Source organism: Ideonella sp. FW305-24, from assembly GCF_058788035.1.
The window spans coordinates 130,103-145,565 of sequence record NZ_JBYTAI010000014.1; the positions used below are offsets into that span (position 1 = coordinate 130,103).

Genomic DNA, 15,463 nt, shown 5'->3' on the forward strand with positions numbered 1-15,463 from the left:
GAGATTCGACGATGACCTCCCAGGACACCTTGATGCGGCTGCATGCCGTGATCGAGACCCGCCGCCAGGGCGACCCGGACAAGAGCTACGTGGCTCGCCTGTTCCACAAGGGCACCGATGCGATCCTGAAGAAGATCGGCGAAGAGGCCACCGAAACCGTGATGGCGGGCAAGGATGGCGACAGGCAGAAGATCGTCTACGAGGTGGCCGATCTCTGGTTTCATTCGATGATTGCGCTGGCACAGTTCGGTCTGTCGCCGGCCGAGGTGCTGGCCGAGCTGGAACGCCGCGAAGGCCTGTCCGGCCTGGAAGAGTTTGCCGCGCGCAAGGCGCAAGTCAGGGAACAACAGGAGGGTTCATGAACGAGGTTTACGACACCACGCCGTCTGCAGAACGGGTGGCCAATCTGAAGCAGCTGACGATGATCGTGTACGTGCTGTATGCCGTTGGCATCTTCACCGGCACGCTGACCAGCATCGTCGCGATCATCATCAACTACGTGAAGCGCGAGGACACGCAGGGCACGATCTACGCCAGCCACTTCACCTGGCAGATCCGTACCTTCTGGTGGAGCCTGCTGTGGTTCATCGTGGGCTGGGCCACGTTCTGGATGCTGGGTCTGGGTTTCCTGGTCTGGGCGGCCGATGGCATCTGGGTCATCTACCGCATCGTCAAGGGCTTCCTGAACTGGAGCGACGGCAAGCCGATGCCGGTGCCGGTCTGACATGAGTGCCGATCCGAACTGCATCTTCTGCAAGATCGTCGCCGGCCAGATCCCGGCGCAGAAGGTTTTCGAAGACGACGAGGTCCTGGTTTTCAAGGACATCCAGCCCTGGGCGCCGGTGCACCTGCTGCTGATCCCGAAACGCCACATCGTCTCCATGGTCGACGTGACGCCGGCCGAGCAGGCCTTGATGGGCAAGCTGATGGTGCTGGCGCCCAAGCTGATGGCCGAGGCGGGTGTCACCAACGGCTTCCGGCAGGTGATCAACACCGGCATTGACGGCGGGCAGGAGGTGTTTCACCTGCACATGCACGCTGTTGGCGGCCCGCGCCCATGGGCCAAAGCTTGAGCTGACAGGACGAGTCCTCTCGGACAAGACCCTCCGGACGTGGCGGACACGGCTTGCGCCGCGCCGTCGCGACCCCATCTTGCTGCAGGGGCGTTTTGCGCCTCCTGCCCGAGGACCGTCACGGACGGCCCCGTAGAATCAACGCATTCGTTTTCTGGAGAATCGTCATGGGATCGTTCAGCATCTGGCATTGGCTGATCGTGTTGGTCGTCGTGGTGCTGATCTTCGGCACCAAGAAGTTGAAGAACGTCGGCTCCGATCTGGGTGGCGCCGTCAAGGGCTTCAAGGACGGCATGCGCGACGGCGGCAGCGATGCGCCGGTGCCGCCGAACCAGCAAGTCACCGGCAGCCCGAAGACCGCGGACGCCGACACGGTGGACGTGGAAGCCCGCCGCAAGTCCTGAGCGGCTGACTTGGCTTGCAACGTCGCTGTCTGCGCCTTTGCGGCGCAGCTGCGTCGCCTCGTGATGTCCGCCCGGGTCTCGCATGATTGATTTTGGTTTTGACAAGATCGCGTTGATCGGGGCTGTGGCCCTGATCGTGATCGGCCCTGAAAAGCTGCCACGCGTGGCCCGCACCGTGGGTCACCTAGTGGGCAAGGCGCAGCGCTACGTGGCCGACGTGAAGGCCGAGGTCAACCGCTCGATCGAACTGGAGGAGCTTCAGAAGATGAAGAGCCAGTTCGAGACCGCGGCGAACGACGTCAGCAACAGCGTGCGCCAGGAAATCCACTCGGCCTCCACCGAACTGGAAAAGACCTGGTCCGAGGCCGCGGATGGCCTGAACAGCACGTCCGGTTCGGCCTCCGCTGTCGACTGGAGCCCGCCGCCGCCCGTCTACCAGCCCCCGCGCAAGCATTGGCGGGTCAAGCGCGGTGCGGTGCCGCGCTGGTACAAGCAACGCAATGGCGTGCGCCAGCATGCCCAATCCGGTGCGGCCCGTGTGGCGCGTTTCCGCCCACCCCACAGCGGATCTTCGTCTTCCACATGAGCAGTCCTGAACCTCAAGACGAACTGGCGGGCACCGAAGCGCCGTTTGTCTCTCATCTGATCGAGCTGCGCGACCGCCTGGTCAAGTCGGTGATCGCCATCGGCATTGCCTTCGGCGCGCTGGCCATCTGGCCAGGTCCTGGCGGCCTGTACGACCTGCTCGCCGCGCCGCTGGTGCACTCGCTGCCGGCGGGCGCGACGATGATCGCGACCAACGTGATCTCGCCGTTCCTGGTGCCGCTGAAGATCACCTTGATGGCCGGCTTCCTGCTGGCGCTGCCGATCGTGCTCTACCAGGTCTGGGCCTTCGTGGCGCCTGGCCTGTACAACCACGAAAAGCGGCTGGTATTGCCGCTGGTGATCTCCAGCACCCTGCTGTTCCTGATAGGCGTGGCCTTTTGCTACTTCTTCGTCTTTGGCCAGGTCTTCAAGTTCATCCAGGGCTTTGCGCCCAAGAGCATCACGGCCGCGCCTGACATCGAGGCCTACCTGGGCTTTGTGATGACGATGTTCATCGCCTTTGGCGCCGCTTTCGAGGTGCCGGTGGTGGTGGTGGTGCTGACGCGCATGGGCGTGGTCAGCGTCGAGAAGCTGCGCGAATTCCGCGGCTACTTCATCGTGCTGGCCTTCATCATCGCGGCCATCCTGACGCCGCCGGACGTGGTCTCGCAGCTCTCGCTGGCGATCCCGATGTGCCTGCTGTTCGAGGTGGGCCTGATCGCCGCCAAGGTGTTCATCAAGCACACCCAGGCGCCGGACGCGGACGCTTCGTCCACCTCGTCCTCCACCTGATGCATTGAGCCGGACGCGGCGCCTTGCCGCCGCGTGACTTGGGCGCTCACTGCGCGTCGTCTTCCTCGTCCATCGGCCCGGGGGCTTGCGGTGCCTGGACCTGTGCCTTGGGTCGCTGCGCCACGTGCACCGTCAGGTCCAGCGCCTGGTTGCCGCGCTGCACGCCGATCACGGTGTCGCTCAGTGGCTTGAGCGCAGCCACGGCGTTCAGCAGCTGCGAGGTGTTGCGGATCGGCTGACCGGCAATGCGCACCACCACGTCGCCCGGCTTCATGCCGGCCTTGCTGGCCGGGCCGTCCTGCAGCACGCCGGTGATCAGCACGCCTTCTTCGACCGGGATCTTGAAGCTCTGCGCGAATTCCGGGTCCAGGTCGCGCGGCTGCACGCCGATCCAGCCGCGGGTCACCTGGCCGTCCCGCACCAGGCCTTCCATCACCTGGCGCGCCAGGTCGATGGGAATGGCAAAGCCTATGCCCAGGCTGCCGCCGCTGCGCGAGTAGATGGCGGTGTTGATGCCGATCAGGTTGCCGTTGACGTCGATCAGTGCGCCACCGGAGTTGCCGGGGTTGATCGCGGCGTCAGTCTGGATGAAGTTCTCGAAGGTCGACAGGCCCAGCCCGCTGCGGCCCAGCGCGCTGATGATGCCGCCGGTCACCGTCTGGCCGACGTTGAAGGGGTTGCCGATGGCCAGCACCGAGTCGCCCACCTGCAGCTGGTCCATCTGGCCCAGGCTCACGACCGGCAGCCGGTCCAGGTCGATCTTCAGCACCGCGACGTCGGTTTCCGGGTCGGTGCCCACCAGTTTGGCCTTGGCCTCGCGGCCATCCGACAGCCGCACGCGGATCTGGTCCGCGCCTTCGACCACGTGGTTGTTGGTGAGCAGGTAGCCTTCGGGCGAGACGATCACCCCTGAACCCAGGCCGACCTGCGGCTCGGCCTCTTCCTGCGGCATCAGTTGCGGCTTGCCACGCTGGCCGAAGAAGCGGAACCACGGGTCCTGCGAGTTCGCTGAAGCGCCAGGCTTGGCGCTGCGGCTGGCGGTCACGCTGACGATGGCGGGCGACGCCTTGCGCGCGGCCGCGCTGAGCGGCTGGATCGGCACGTTGACGTCTGCCACCTGCACCGGCACCGTGCCGCCTTCGGCGCGGGTGTTGCTGGGCCACCAGGCCTGCGGGCGCTGCTGCAGCCAGCCCGGCTTGAAGGTGCTCACCACAAACACCATGGCCACCGCGACGGTGACGGCCTGGGAGAAAATGAGCCAGATTCTGCGCATGACTTGGAAGGATGGAGCCCATGGCCGCGAGAGCCGAGATCGAGAGCCTTCTCAACCAGTGGCTTCAGCCTGAACGTTTCAAGGATTATGGGCCGAACGGTCTGCAGGTGGAGGGCAAGCCGGAGGTGCGCAAGATCGTCTCCGGCGTCACCGCCAGCCTGGCCTTGATCGAGGCAGCCATCGACGCAGGCGCCGATGCGCTGATCGTGCACCACGGCTTGTTCTGGCGCGGCCAGGATGGGCGCTTGACGGGCTGGCTGAAGGCCCGCGTCGAGCGCCTGATGGCCAGCGGCCTGAACCTGTTTGCCTACCACCTGCCGCTGGATGCGCACGCGGAGCTGGGCAACAACGCGCAGCTGGCGCTGCAGCTGGGCTGGACGGTGGACGGCCGCTTTGCCGAGCAGTCACTGGGCTTCCTGGGCACACGTGCCGCCGGCGTGCCGGGCAGCGCCCAGGCGCTGGCCGATGAGGTGGGCGCTGTGCTGCGCCGCCCGCCGGTGCTGCTGCCGGGGGACGGCCGGCCGCTGCACCGGCTGGCCTGGTGCACCGGCGGCGCGCAGGGCTACTTCGAGGCGGCCATTGCCGCCGGCGCGGACCTGTTCCTGACCGGCGAGATCTCCGAGCCGCAGGCCCACGTGTCACGCGAAACCGGCGTGGCCTTCCTGGCCTGCAGCCACCATGCGACGGAGCGCTACGGCGCGCCTGCGCTGGCTGGCGCGGTGGCGAAGCAGCTCGGGCTGGCGCATGAATTCATCGAGATCGAGAACCCCGCATGACGGCCGACACGCTGCTGCTGACCATGGGCGATGCCTGTGGCATCGGGCCGGAGATCATCGCCAAGGCGTTTGGGCGCGGCACGCTGGGCCAGGTGGTGGTGATCGGTGATGTCGCCGTGATGCGGCGGGCGCTGCATGCCGTCGGTCACGCCTGCCCGGTGGCGAAGGTGGACACGCCTGCGGACCTGGCTGCGGTGCCGCTGGGCGCGCTGGCCGTCATCGAGCCTGCAGGCCTGCCCGCCGGCCTGGCCGAGCTGGCCTGGGGTCGGGTGAATGCTGCAGCAGGTGTGGCGGCGGCGCGCTGCATCGAGGCCGCGGTGGCGCTGGTCTTGGCCGGGCAAGGCGCGGCCATCGTCACCGCGCCGGTCCACAAGGAAGCGCTGAGCGCGGCCGGCGTGGCCTACCCGGGCCACACCGAGATGCTGCAGGCCTTGTGCGGCCAGCCGGGCGAACCCTTGCCGCCGGTGCGCATGATGCTGGCCAACGAGCAGTTGAGGGTGGTGCTGGTGACGATTCACGTCGCGCTGCGGCGGGCCGTCGAGTTGCTGGAAACGCCTGGCCTGATCCTGGAGACGCTGCGCATCACGCATGCCGCCGGCCAAGGTTTCGGCATGGCTTCGCCACGCATTGCGGTGGCCGGGCTGAACCCGCATGCGGGCGAGGGCGGGCTGTTCGGCGATGAAGAGATCCGCCTGATCCGCCCGGCGATTGAGGCGGCGCGCGCCCAAGGCCTGAACGTCAGCGGGCCGCATGCGCCGGACACGGTGTTCATGCGCGCGAGGGATGCCGCCGGCCACCCCGGAGAATTCGACTTCGTGGTGGCGATGACGCACGACCACGGCTTGATCCCGGTCAAGTACCTGGGCGTCGAAGAAGGCGTCAATGTGACGCTGGGGTTGCCGCTGGTGCGCACCAGCCCGGATCACGGCACCGCATTTGACCTGGCCGGCACGGGCCGGGCAGATCCGGCGAGCTTCGAGGCGGCGGTGCGCATGGCGCGCCGGCTTGCCAACCCGGCCTGAGGCCGGGGCCGGCGAGCCAAGGCGGCTTCAGCGCTTGAGCGAGTCGCGGATCTCGCGCAGCAGCAGCACGTCTTCCGGCGTGGGGGCCGGTGCCGCAGGCGCGGGTGCGGGGGGGTTGGCAGCCTTCAGCCGATTGATCTGCTTGATCATCAGGAAAATGATGAAGGCCAGGATCATGAAATTCAGCAGCACGGTCAGGAAGTTGCCATAGGCGAACACTGCGCCGGCCTTGCGGGCCTCGGCCAGCGTGGCCGCTGGTGCGCCCGAGAGCTGGATGTAGTAGTTCGAGAAGTCCAAACCGCCAATCGCCAGGCCGACCAGCGGCATGATCAGGTCGGTCACCACCGAATCGACGATCTTGCCAAAAGCGCCGCCAATGATCACGCCGACCGCCAGATCGACGACATTGCCCTTGATGGCAAATTCCTTGAACTCGGTGGCAAATCCCACGGCGCTACTCCTTGTTGGTTCGACTGAATGGCGGGTTCTCCCGCGGCCTGCAGTATCGCGGCTTAGGGTACACCCCTTGGTACACGCTGCAGCAGTATTGCCAGCAGCCATCAGCTGTCAACCTTGAGAACCAAGGGGTGCCCACAAGATTGAGAAATCGCAAATTGAAAGCCGGCGGCGTCCGCTAAAATGCCGGGTTGCCCAGAACCGAATTGCAAGGGCTTGGCAGTCTTTGCAGAGTTCCAACAGAGTCCCAGAGAAGGATCCCCATGAGTGACAACGCGGTGGACCAAGGCAAACGCACATGGCTGATCGCCACGAGTTGTGCGGGTGCGGTCGGTGGTGTGGCAACGGCCGTGCCCTTTGTCAGCAGCTTTGCGCCCTCCGAGCGCGCCAAGGCGGCCGGCGCCCCGGTGGAAGTGGACATCAGCGCGCTGAAGGCCGGCGAGAAGATGACGGTCGAGTGGCGCGGCAAGCCGGTCTGGGTGGTGCGCCGCACGCCTGAGCAACTGGCCTCGCTGAAGTCGCTCGATGGCCAGTTGGCCGATCCGCAGTCCGAGCGCACCGCCTACCCGATTCCCGAGTACGCGAAGAACGAGTACCGCTCGATCAAGCCGGAAGTGCTGGTGGTGGTCGGCGTCTGCACCCACCTTGGCTGCTCGCCTTCCGACAAGTTCGCCGCCGGCCCGCAGCCTTCGCTGCCCGACGACTGGAAGGGCGGTTTCCTCTGCCCCTGCCACGGCTCGACCTTCGACATGTCGGCCCGTGTCTTCAAGAACAAGCCAGCGCCCGACAACTTGGAAGTGCCGCCGCACATGTACCTCTCCGACGCGAAGCTGCTGATCGGCGAAGACAAGAAGGCCTGAACGGGCACCCGAGACTAGAGGACGAAAGGCAATCATGGCTGAATTCAAAGTCGCGCCGGCAGACGCGTCGACCGGTGAGAAGCTGCTGACCTGGGTGGACAACCGCTTCCCCGCGTCCAAGCTCTACAAGGAGCACCTGTCGGAGTACTACGCGCCGAAGAACTTCAACTTCTGGTATTTCTTCGGCTCGCTGGCCATGCTGGTGCTGGTGATCCAGATCGTCACCGGCATCTTCCTGGTGATGCACTACAAGCCCGATTCGGCCCAGGCCTTCGCCTCGGTCGAATACATCATGCGGGACGTGCCCTGGGGCTGGCTGATCCGCTACATGCACTCGACCGGCGCGTCGTCGTTCTTCGTCGTCGTCTACCTGCACATGTTCCGCGGCCTGCTGTACGGCTCGTACCGCAAGCCGCGTGAGCTGGTCTGGATCTTCGGCTGCGCGATCTTCCTGTGCCTGATGGCCGAGGCCTTCATGGGCTACCTGCTGCCCTGGGGCCAGATGTCGTTCTGGGGTGCGCAGGTCATCGTCAACCTGTTTGCTGCCGTGCCCTTCGTCGGCAACGACCTGGCGCTGCTGATCCGCGGCGACTATGTGGTGGGCGACGCGACACTGAACCGCTTCTTCAGCTTCCACGTGATCGCCGTGCCGCTGGTGCTGCTGGGCCTGGTGGTGGCGCACATCATTGCGCTGCATGAAGTGGGCTCGAACAATCCCGACGGTGTCGAGATCAAGGCCAAGAAGGATGCGCTGGGCCGGCCGCTGGATGGCATCCCGTTCCACCCGTACTACACGGTGCACGACATGCTGGGTGTCGGCGTCTTCCTGATGGTCTTCAGCGCCATCATCTTCTTCTCGCCGGAGCTGGGTGGCTACTTCCTCGAGTACAACAACTTCATCCCGGCCGATCCGCTGAAGACGCCGCTGCACATCGCGCCGGTCTGGTACTTCACGCCGTTCTACTCGATGCTGCGAGCGACCACCGACGACATGCTGCTGGCCTTCGACGCCGTGGTCGTGCTGGCGGCCCTGGCGGCCATTGTGCGTGGCCGCTTCTCGTCGGCCGTGAAGTTGGGCATCGCGGCTTTGGCGTTCGCTGCCTTGGCCTGCTTTGGTGCCTTCAAGTTCACTGGCCTGGCGGTGTTCGCCGGCTTCGACGCCAAGTTCTGGGGCGTGGTCGTGATGGGTGGCGCGGTGATCATCCTGTTCTTCCTGCCCTGGCTGGACCACAGCCCGGTCAAATCCATCCGCTACCGGCCCGATTGGCACAAGTACCTGTACGCGGTGTTCGTGGTGTTCTTTTTCGTGCTGGGGTACCTGGGCATCCAGCCGCCGTCCGCGATCGGCACCCTGGTCGCGCAGGTCGGCACGCTGTACTACTTCGGCTTCTTCCTGCTGATGCCGTGGTGGAGCCGGTTGGGCACCTTCAAGACCGTGCCCGACCGCGTGACCTTCCACCCGCACTGAGCCCGAGCAGGAGCCATACAAACATGATCAAGCTCAAGCAAATCATTGGCGGCGCCGTCGCGGCGCTGTGCATGGTCGGCGCCCTGGTGGGGGCCGCGCAGGCCAACGAAGGCGGCGCCCCCTGGGACAAGTTCCCGACCGAGCGCGTCACCGATGTCTCGGCGCTGCAGAACGGCGCCAAGCTGTTCGTCAACTACTGCCTGAACTGCCACAGCGCGGCCTACATGCGCTACAACCGCCTGCGCGACATCGGTCTGTCCGAGGCGCAGATCAAGGCCAACCTGTTGTTCGCCACCGAGAAGGTGGGCGACACGATGAAGGTCGCGCTGGACGCGAAGTCGGCCAAGGAATGGTTTGGTGCAGCGCCCCCTGACCTGAGCGTGATCGCCCGCTCGCGGGCGGGCGCCCAGGGCAGTGGCGCCGACTACCTTTACACTTACCTCCGCAGTTACTACCGCGACGAGAGCAAAGCCACCGGCTGGAACAACACCGCGTTCCCCAGTGTGGCAATGCCTCACGTGCTCTGGGAACTGCAAGGTCCGCAGAAGGCGGTTTACGAGGAAGTGCCTGACCCGCACGAGCACGGCAAGACCGAGCAACATTTCAAGGGTTTCGAGCCTCTGGCACCGGGCAAGCTCAGCACCGCCGAATACAACAGCGCAGTGGCCGATCTGGTCGCTTACCTGCAGTGGATGGGCGAGCCGGCCCAGAACCAGCGGGTGCGTTTGGGGGTGTGGGTGTTGATCTTCCTGGCGGTGCTGACGACCCTGACCTGGCGCCTGAATGCGGCGTACTGGAAAGACGTGAAATAAAATAGCCGAAAATACGCGGCTTGGCCGTTCGCGGCCAGACACCATGCGCAGTGGGTTCAATCCAGGCCCACTGCGTTTTCTTCTTTCGGCGCCTGCCGTCGACACAGCTATTTGAAGGAGCCCACCTCCATGATGGTGCTTTATTCCGGAACCACTTGCCCCTACTCGCACCGCTGCCGCTTTGTGCTGTTCGAGAAGGGCATGGACTTCGAGATCCGTGACGTCGACCTGTTCGCGAAGCCGGAAGACATTGCGTTGATGAACCCGTACAACGAGGTGCCCATCCTCGTCGAGCGCGACCTGATCCTGTACGAGTCGCACATCATCAACGAGTACATCGACGAGCGCTTCCCGCATCCGCAGCTGATGCCTGGCGACCCGGTTGCCCGTGCCCGCGTGCGCCTGTTCCTGTTCAATTTCGAGAAGGAGCTGTTCGCCAACGTGAACATCCTCGAAAGCCGCGGGATCAAGGGCACCGACAAGCAACTGGAAAAAGCCCGCTCGCAGATTCGCGACCGCCTGACCCAGCTCGCGCCGATCTTCCTGAAGAACAAGTACATGCTGGGCGACGATTTCTCGATGCTCGACGTGGCCATTGCGCCGCTGCTGTGGCGCCTGGACTACTACGGCATCGACCTGTCGAAGAATGCTGCACCGCTGCTGAAGTACGCCGAACGCATCTTCTCGCGCCCGGCCTACATCGAGGCACTGACGCCTTCGGAAAAGGTCATGCGCAAGTGATCGTGCGCCGGTAAGCAGAGAAGTCTCATGAGTCCCGTCACCCCTTCGGATGCCCAAGGCAGTTCGACCCGGCCCTACCTGATCCGCGCCCTGCACGACTGGTGCACCGACAACGGCTTCACGCCGTACCTGGCGGTGTATGTCGACCGCGGCGTGCAGGTGCCGATGGAGTACGTCAAGAACAACGAGATCGTGCTCAATGTCGGCTTCGAGGCCACCAGTGGCCTGAAGCTCGGCAACGATTACATCGAGTTCAAGGCGCGCTTCGGCGGCGTGGCACGCGAGATCGTCGTGCCGGTGGACCACGTGGTGGCCATTTATGCCCGTGAAAACGGGCAGGGCATGGCCTTCCCGATGCCGGTCAGCGCGCCGGCCGCGGACGAAGGCGGCGACGCACAGGCGGGTGACGACCCGGCTGAGCGCGCGCCGCGCGGTCTGCGCCTGGCGGGCACCGAGGCGAGCGGCAGCACACCGACCCGGCCGGCGCCGCTGGCGTCCGTTCCGGTTCCGGAGTCTGAACCCGCGGCGCCAGGTGCTGCCACGGCACCCGACGCAAGCGACGACACGCCGCCACCCGCCGCACCAGGCGGTGGCCGGCCGGCGCTCAAGCGCATCAAGTAGGCGGCAGCGGCGGCGCGACCGCCGCTCGCCCAGCCTCTACACCCTGTTGCACGGGGCCATTCAAATCGGCTTTGGGGCTGGCTTGCCAGCGCCAAAAGCACGCCTAGAATCGCGGCTCCCGAAGTGTTTGAATGCCGGCTTAGCTCAGTTGGTAGAGCAACCGCCTTGTAAGCGGTAGGTCATCCGTTCGATTCGGATAGCCGGCACCACGTCACCCCGGCGCGCCCGTCGTTCAGGCCCGTTCGGATTGAACCTTGACCCGGATCTCGCGGCGGGGCCAGCCTTGATCGGCCAGCACCTGCGCCAGCAGCGGCACGCATTGCCGCAGCTTGGCGGCCACCGCGCTGTTGGGTACCAGCAGGTTCCATCCCTCGTCGTCCAGCACACCGGGCCGCACATGGGCCGCCAGCGCGGCCGGCAGCACCAGGCGCACGGTCGCCATGCGGGCTTCCGATTCGCGCAGGCGTTCCAGCAGCCGGCCCAGCGTGGCATTGGCGCCCAGTGCTTCGGCAATGGGGCGAGTGAAGGGCTGGTGCATGGGCAACGGCATGGCAGGAGTGTAGCGATGCAGATCATGATCACCCACGGCGGACTGGCGCGCACCCGCGTCGTCAGCTTCAGCCGCATGCAGCTGAGCCTGGCCATTGCGGCGCTGGTGCTGGTGCTGCTGCTGGCTTCCGGCGCGGTCTACCACTTCATCTTCCTGAAGGCCGCGCGCGAGGGCTGGCCCATCGTCAGCCAGCTGGTCAAGCTGGTGGTGCACGACGAAATCGCCCAGCGCGACCGCTTCATGCGCGAGAACCTGGACGCCATGGCCGTCAAGGTCGGCGAGATGCAGGCCCGCATGGTCAAGCTCGAAGCGATGGGCGACCGCGTCACCGGGCTGGCCGGCGTGAAGCCCGATGACCTCAAGGTGATGACGGCGCCGGCGCCTGGGCCGGCTGCCAGTGGCACGTTCCGCGCCGCGCCCGGCGTTGGTGGCCCTTATGTGCCGCTGGACCACCCGACGCTGGACCAGCTCAACCTCGCGCTGCAGGGCCTGGAAAGCCAGGCCGAGCAGCGCACCGACCTGCTGACCTTCGCCGAGTCGCGGTTGTTCGAGACCCGGCTGCGTGCGCTGATGGTGCCCAACAGCCGGCCGATCGCCAGCGACGTGATCGGCTCAGGCTTCGGTTTTCGCACCGACCCGTTCACCAACCGCCCGGCACTGCACACCGGGCTGGACTTCGCCGCCGACGTTGGCACCACCATCCTGGCCGCGGCCGGCGGCGTTGTGTTGTCCACCGACTGGCATCCGCAGTACGGCCATCTGCTGGAGATCGACCACGGCAACGGCCTGGTGACCCGCTACGCCCACACCTCCGCCATCCTGGTCAAGGCCGGTGACCTGGTCAAGCGCGGCCAGCCGGTGGCGCGGGTTGGCACCACCGGCCGCTCCACCGGGCCGCACCTGCATTTCGAGGTCGTGGTCGACGGCGTGCCGCAGGACCCGGCCAAGTTCCTCGCCGCCGGACCGGCACCTGCACTGCCGGCACTGGCGCAGCGGACCCTGGTGCCGACGCCGTCGGGCCCGCTCGGCACCCACTGATCGCCCGTCTCCATGCCTCGCGAGGGTGCTGCCGGCACCCCTGGGACCGAGCTGAGACCTGCCACACCCCGGTGCTAAACTCGCTCGCTTTTGCGAAGCGCATCGCGCTTGCAAGATCGCGCGCCGCCCCCATCTGCTTCCGCTGGAACATGGCCTGTGCGCATCTGTGCAGGCCGTGGCTCGCGTGGCCGGCATCTCGGCCACCGCGGGCGCTGTCGCCACCCGAATCACCAGGCCCTGACGCTGCATGTTGCCCAAGCTTCTCACCCAGATTTTCGGCAGTCGCAATGACCGCCTGCTCAAGCAATACCGCCGCGTCGTCGAGCAGATCAACGCGCTGGAGCCGCAGTTCCAGGCCCTGGACGACGCCGCGTTGCAGGGCAAGACGGCCGAGTTCCGCGCCCGCCTCGAAAAGGGCGAGACGCTGGACGACCTGCTGCCCGAGGCCTTCGCCACCGTGCGCGAAGCCGGCAAGCGGGTGCTGAAGATGCGCCACTTCGACGTGCAGATGCTGGGCGGCATGACGCTGCACAACGGCAAGATCGCCGAAATGCGCACCGGCGAAGGCAAGACGCTGATGGGCACGTTGCCGGTCTACCTGAATGCGCTGCCGGCCAAGGGCGTGCACGTGGTCACGGTCAACGATTACCTGGCCCGGCGCGACGCCGAGTGGATGGGCCGGCTGTACAGCTGGCTGGGCCTCAGCGTGGGCGTGAACGTGCCCGGCATGGACAAGCCGGAAAAGCAGGCCGCCTACGCTGCCGACATCACCTACGGCACCAACAACGAATACGGCTTCGACTACCTGCGCGACAACATGGTCTACGAGCCTAGCGAGCGCGTGCAGCGCGGCCTGGCCTACGCCATCGTCGACGAGGTGGACTCCATCCTGATCGACGAGGCCCGCACGCCGCTGATCATCTCCGGCCAGGCCGAGGACCACACCGAGCTCTACGTGCGCATCAACGCCGTGGCGCCCAAGCTGAAGAAACAGATTGGCGAAGCCGATCCGCGCACTGGCGAAGGTGTGATCGAGCCGGGCGACTTCACGGTCGACGAGAAGAGCCACCAGGTCTTCCTGACCGAGGACGGCCACGAGAACGCCGAGCGCATCCTGGCCGAGGCAGGCCTGCTGGTCGAAGGCGCCAGCCTGTACGACCCGGCCAACATCACGCTGATGCACCACGTGTACGCAGCGCTGCGCGCCACCCACCTGTACCACCGCGACCAGCACTACGTGGTGCAGAACGGCGAAGTCGTCATCGTCGACGAATTCACCGGCCGCCTGATGACAGGCCGCCGCTGGTCCGACGGCCTGCACCAGGCCGTCGAAGCCAAGGAAGGCGTGCAGATCCAGAGCGAGAACCAGACCCTCGCCTCGATCACCTTCCAGAACTACTTCCGCATGTACGGCAAGCTGGGCGGCATGACCGGCACGGCCGACACCGAAGCCTACGAATTCCAGGAAATTTACGGCCTGGAAACGGTGGTCATCCCGCCGAACCGGCCGACCATCCGCAAGGACGAACTGGACCTGGTCTACAAGACCGCGCGCGAGAAGTACAACGCCGTCACCGAAGACATCCGCGACTGCCACACGCGTGGCCAGCCGGTGCTGGTCGGCACGACCTCGATCGAGAACTCCGAGCTGGTTTCGGAACTGCTGACCAAGGCGAAGCTGCCGCACCAGGTGCTGAACGCCAAGCAGCACGCTCGCGAAGCGGAAATCGTGGCCCAGGCCGGCCGGCCCGGCGTGATCACCATCGCGACCAACATGGCGGGCCGCGGCACCGACATCGTGCTGGGTGGCAACGTCGAGAAGCAGATCCAGTTCATCGAGGCTGACGACGCCATTGCCGAGGCCGACAAGGTCACGCGCATCCAGCTGCTGAAGGACGAGTGGGCGGGGCTGAATGCCGCGGTCAAGGAAGCCGGCGGCCTGCGCATCATCGCCACCGAGCGCCACGAGTCGCGCCGCATCGACAACCAGCTGCGTGGCCGCTCCGGCCGCCAGGGCGACCCGGGTGCATCGCGCTTCTACCTGTCGCTGGAAGACCCGCTGATGCGCATCTTCGCCGGCGACCGCGTGCGCGCGATCATGGACAGGCTGAAGATGCCCGAAGGCGAGGCCATCGAGGCCGGCATCGTCTCGCGCTCCATCGAGTCCGCGCAGCGCAAGGTCGAGGCGCGCAACTTCGACGTGCGCAAGCAGCTGCTCGAATACGACGACGTGTCGAACGACCAGCGCAAGGTCATCTACCAGCAGCGCAACGAGATCCTCGAAGCGAGCGAGCTGACCGAGCAGATCACCAACCTGCGCGCTGCGACGATGGAGGACGTGACACGCGACTTCGTGCCGGCCGACAGCGTCGAGGAACAGTGGAACCTGGCGGGCCTGGAGAAGGTGCTGAAGGAAGAGTGGCAGCTGGACCTGTCGCTGCAGGCGCTGGTCGCCGGCGCCAGCAGCATCACCGACGAAGAAGTGCTGGAGAAGGTCCAGGCCGCCGCAAACACCGCGTTCCAGGCCAAGCTGGACCTGGTGGGTGCGACTCAGTTCACGCCCTTCATGCGCATGGTGCTGCTGCAGGCCATCGACTCGCACTGGCGCGAGCACCTGGCCGCACTCGACTACCTGCGCCAGGGCATTCACCTGCGCGGCTATGCGCAGAAGAACCCCAAGCAGGAATACAAGCGCGAGGCTTTCGAGCTGTTCGCCCAGCTGCTGAACGTCGTGAAGATGGAAGTCACCCGCGTGCTGATGACCGTGCGCGTGCAGACGCAGGAGCAGGTCAGCCAGGCGGCCGAGGCCATCGAGGAACAGGCCGAGCAACTGCGCAACATCACCTACACCCATCCGAACGAAGATGGCAGCGTCAGCGCCGAGACCGATCCGGCCACCGTGGCCGCCGACCTGCCCCGTGTCGGCCGCAACGACCCTTGCCCCTGCGGCAGCGGTCTGAAGTTCAAGGCCTGCCACGGCAAGCTCGCCTGA

Annotated in this window: 18 protein-coding genes and 1 tRNA gene; 16 read left to right on the plus strand and 3 right to left on the minus strand. The window is 65.9% G+C overall.

Annotated elements, in window-relative coordinates:
• Positions 1 to 11: 11 nt before the first annotated feature.
• The 6 genes from AC3WR5_RS27565 (at position 12) to tatC (ending at position 2,854) form a co-directional block, all read left to right on the plus strand.
• Complete coding sequence (locus tag AC3WR5_RS27565) at positions 12 to 362, plus strand: phosphoribosyl-ATP diphosphatase (RefSeq protein ID WP_141285448.1); 351 nt, start codon at positions 12 to 14, stop codon at positions 360 to 362.
• Complete coding sequence (locus AC3WR5_RS27570; protein WP_141285446.1) at positions 359 to 724, plus strand: DUF4870 family protein; 366 nt, start codon at positions 359 to 361, stop codon at positions 722 to 724. The genes AC3WR5_RS27565 and AC3WR5_RS27570 overlap by 4 nt, the downstream gene beginning before the upstream one ends.
• Before the next feature lies 1 nt (position 725).
• Positions 726 to 1,073 (plus strand): histidine triad nucleotide-binding protein, encoded by a 348-nt coding sequence (locus tag AC3WR5_RS27575; protein ID WP_141285444.1) that lies wholly within the window; start codon positions 726 to 728, stop codon positions 1,071 to 1,073.
• A gap of 167 nt (positions 1,074 to 1,240) precedes the next feature.
• Entirely contained in the window at positions 1,241 to 1,477 is a 237-nt protein-coding gene (gene tatA, locus AC3WR5_RS27580) for a Sec-independent protein translocase subunit TatA (protein WP_141285442.1), read from the plus strand.
• An 82-nt stretch (positions 1,478 to 1,559) separates the two neighbouring features.
• The gene (gene tatB / locus AC3WR5_RS27585; protein ID WP_141285440.1) at positions 1,560 to 2,063 is read left to right on the plus strand and encodes a Sec-independent protein translocase protein TatB; all 504 of its coding nucleotides are present in this window, start codon (positions 1,560 to 1,562) and stop codon (positions 2,061 to 2,063) included.
• A complete protein-coding gene (gene tatC / locus AC3WR5_RS27590) occupies positions 2,060 to 2,854 on the plus strand; it encodes a twin-arginine translocase subunit TatC (protein WP_492488676.1) in 795 nt (264 codons plus the stop codon). The genes tatB and tatC overlap by 4 nt, the downstream gene beginning before the upstream one ends.
• 46 nt (positions 2,855 to 2,900) lie before the next feature.
• Here tatC and AC3WR5_RS27595 read toward each other — a convergent pair whose 3' ends face one another.
• Complete coding sequence (locus AC3WR5_RS27595; RefSeq protein ID WP_492488678.1) at positions 2,901 to 4,127, minus strand: Do family serine endopeptidase; 1,227 nt, start codon at positions 4,125 to 4,127, stop codon at positions 2,901 to 2,903.
• A 20-nt stretch (positions 4,128 to 4,147) separates the two neighbouring features.
• Between AC3WR5_RS27595 and AC3WR5_RS27600 the strand changes: the two genes are divergently transcribed.
• Positions 4,148 to 4,903, plus strand: a complete 756-nt coding sequence (locus AC3WR5_RS27600; protein WP_492488680.1) for a Nif3-like dinuclear metal center hexameric protein — start codon at positions 4,148 to 4,150, stop codon at positions 4,901 to 4,903.
• The gene (gene pdxA / locus AC3WR5_RS27605) at positions 4,900 to 5,925 is read left to right on the plus strand and encodes a 4-hydroxythreonine-4-phosphate dehydrogenase PdxA (protein ID WP_492488682.1); all 1,026 of its coding nucleotides are present in this window, start codon (positions 4,900 to 4,902) and stop codon (positions 5,923 to 5,925) included. The genes AC3WR5_RS27600 and pdxA overlap by 4 nt, the downstream gene beginning before the upstream one ends.
• Positions 5,926 to 5,952: 27 nt before the next feature.
• Here pdxA and mscL read toward each other — a convergent pair whose 3' ends face one another.
• Entirely contained in the window at positions 5,953 to 6,375 is a 423-nt protein-coding gene (gene mscL / locus AC3WR5_RS27610) for a large conductance mechanosensitive channel protein MscL (RefSeq protein WP_231012651.1), read from the minus strand.
• Between the two features lie 269 nt (positions 6,376 to 6,644).
• On the opposite strand from mscL, the gene petA reads away from it, so the two are divergent.
• The 6 genes from petA (at position 6,645) to AC3WR5_RS27640 (ending at position 11,092) form a co-directional block, all read left to right on the plus strand.
• Positions 6,645 to 7,241: a ubiquinol-cytochrome c reductase iron-sulfur subunit gene (petA, locus tag AC3WR5_RS27615; protein ID WP_141289723.1), complete on the plus strand. Its 597-nt coding sequence runs from the start codon at positions 6,645 to 6,647 to the stop codon at positions 7,239 to 7,241.
• 34 nt (positions 7,242 to 7,275) lie between these two features.
• Complete coding sequence (locus AC3WR5_RS27620) at positions 7,276 to 8,709, plus strand: cytochrome b (RefSeq protein WP_141289724.1); 1,434 nt, start codon at positions 7,276 to 7,278, stop codon at positions 8,707 to 8,709.
• A 23-nt stretch (positions 8,710 to 8,732) separates the two neighbouring features.
• Positions 8,733 to 9,521: a cytochrome c1 gene (locus tag AC3WR5_RS27625; RefSeq protein WP_141289725.1), complete on the plus strand. Its 789-nt coding sequence runs from the start codon at positions 8,733 to 8,735 to the stop codon at positions 9,519 to 9,521.
• A gap of 129 nt (positions 9,522 to 9,650) precedes the next feature.
• Positions 9,651 to 10,262, plus strand: coding sequence for a glutathione S-transferase N-terminal domain-containing protein (locus AC3WR5_RS27630; RefSeq protein ID WP_141289726.1), 612 nt, complete (start codon positions 9,651 to 9,653; stop codon positions 10,260 to 10,262).
• Positions 10,263 to 10,289: 27 nt separating this feature from the next.
• Positions 10,290 to 10,883 (plus strand): ClpXP protease specificity-enhancing factor, encoded by a 594-nt coding sequence (locus AC3WR5_RS27635; RefSeq protein WP_492488686.1) that lies wholly within the window; start codon positions 10,290 to 10,292, stop codon positions 10,881 to 10,883.
• A 133-nt stretch (positions 10,884 to 11,016) separates the two neighbouring features.
• Positions 11,017 to 11,092 (plus strand) — tRNA-Thr (locus AC3WR5_RS27640).
• A gap of 23 nt (positions 11,093 to 11,115) precedes the next feature.
• Here the strand turns inward: AC3WR5_RS27640 and AC3WR5_RS27645 are convergent.
• Positions 11,116 to 11,433, minus strand: a complete 318-nt coding sequence (locus AC3WR5_RS27645) for a hypothetical protein (protein WP_231012654.1) — start codon at positions 11,431 to 11,433, stop codon at positions 11,116 to 11,118.
• A 15-nt stretch (positions 11,434 to 11,448) separates the two neighbouring features.
• On the opposite strand from AC3WR5_RS27645, the gene AC3WR5_RS27650 reads away from it, so the two are divergent.
• The gene (locus tag AC3WR5_RS27650) at positions 11,449 to 12,471 is read left to right on the plus strand and encodes a M23 family metallopeptidase (RefSeq protein ID WP_492488688.1); all 1,023 of its coding nucleotides are present in this window, start codon (positions 11,449 to 11,451) and stop codon (positions 12,469 to 12,471) included.
• 247 nt (positions 12,472 to 12,718) lie between these two features.
• Positions 12,719 to 15,463, plus strand: a complete 2,745-nt coding sequence (gene secA, locus AC3WR5_RS27655) for a preprotein translocase subunit SecA (RefSeq protein ID WP_492488690.1) — start codon at positions 12,719 to 12,721, stop codon at positions 15,461 to 15,463.

What these genes read in the sequence shown, in the direction of transcription:
- AC3WR5_RS27600 (WP_492488680.1), top strand. Translation starts at nt 4,148, where the DNA reads ATGGCCGCGAGAGCCGAGATCGAGAGCCTTCTCAACCAGTGGCTTCAG.
- AC3WR5_RS27620 (WP_141289724.1), top strand. Translation starts at nt 7,276, where the DNA reads ATGGCTGAATTCAAAGTCGCGCCGGCAGACGCGTCGACCGGTGAGAAG.
- AC3WR5_RS27595 (WP_492488678.1), bottom strand. Translation starts at nt 4,127, where the DNA reads ATGCGCAGAATCTGGCTCATTTTCTCCCAGGCCGTCACCGTCGCGGTG.
- AC3WR5_RS27625 (WP_141289725.1), top strand. Translation starts at nt 8,733, where the DNA reads ATGATCAAGCTCAAGCAAATCATTGGCGGCGCCGTCGCGGCGCTGTGC.
- tatB (WP_141285440.1), top strand. Translation starts at nt 1,560, where the DNA reads ATGATTGATTTTGGTTTTGACAAGATCGCGTTGATCGGGGCTGTGGCC.
- AC3WR5_RS27650 (WP_492488688.1), top strand. Translation starts at nt 11,449, where the DNA reads ATGCAGATCATGATCACCCACGGCGGACTGGCGCGCACCCGCGTCGTC.
- tatC (WP_492488676.1), top strand. Translation starts at nt 2,060, where the DNA reads ATGAGCAGTCCTGAACCTCAAGACGAACTGGCGGGCACCGAAGCGCCG.
- secA (WP_492488690.1), top strand. Translation starts at nt 12,719, where the DNA reads ATGTTGCCCAAGCTTCTCACCCAGATTTTCGGCAGTCGCAATGACCGC.
- pdxA (WP_492488682.1), top strand. Translation starts at nt 4,900, where the DNA reads ATGACGGCCGACACGCTGCTGCTGACCATGGGCGATGCCTGTGGCATC.
- tatA (WP_141285442.1), top strand. Translation starts at nt 1,241, where the DNA reads ATGGGATCGTTCAGCATCTGGCATTGGCTGATCGTGTTGGTCGTCGTG.
- AC3WR5_RS27645 (WP_231012654.1), bottom strand. Translation starts at nt 11,433, where the DNA reads ATGCCGTTGCCCATGCACCAGCCCTTCACTCGCCCCATTGCCGAAGCA.
- AC3WR5_RS27575 (WP_141285444.1), top strand. Translation starts at nt 726, where the DNA reads ATGAGTGCCGATCCGAACTGCATCTTCTGCAAGATCGTCGCCGGCCAG.
- AC3WR5_RS27565 (WP_141285448.1), top strand. Translation starts at nt 12, where the DNA reads ATGACCTCCCAGGACACCTTGATGCGGCTGCATGCCGTGATCGAGACC.
- AC3WR5_RS27570 (WP_141285446.1), top strand. Translation starts at nt 359, where the DNA reads ATGAACGAGGTTTACGACACCACGCCGTCTGCAGAACGGGTGGCCAAT.
- petA (WP_141289723.1), top strand. Translation starts at nt 6,645, where the DNA reads ATGAGTGACAACGCGGTGGACCAAGGCAAACGCACATGGCTGATCGCC.
- AC3WR5_RS27630 (WP_141289726.1), top strand. Translation starts at nt 9,651, where the DNA reads ATGATGGTGCTTTATTCCGGAACCACTTGCCCCTACTCGCACCGCTGC.
- AC3WR5_RS27635 (WP_492488686.1), top strand. Translation starts at nt 10,290, where the DNA reads ATGAGTCCCGTCACCCCTTCGGATGCCCAAGGCAGTTCGACCCGGCCC.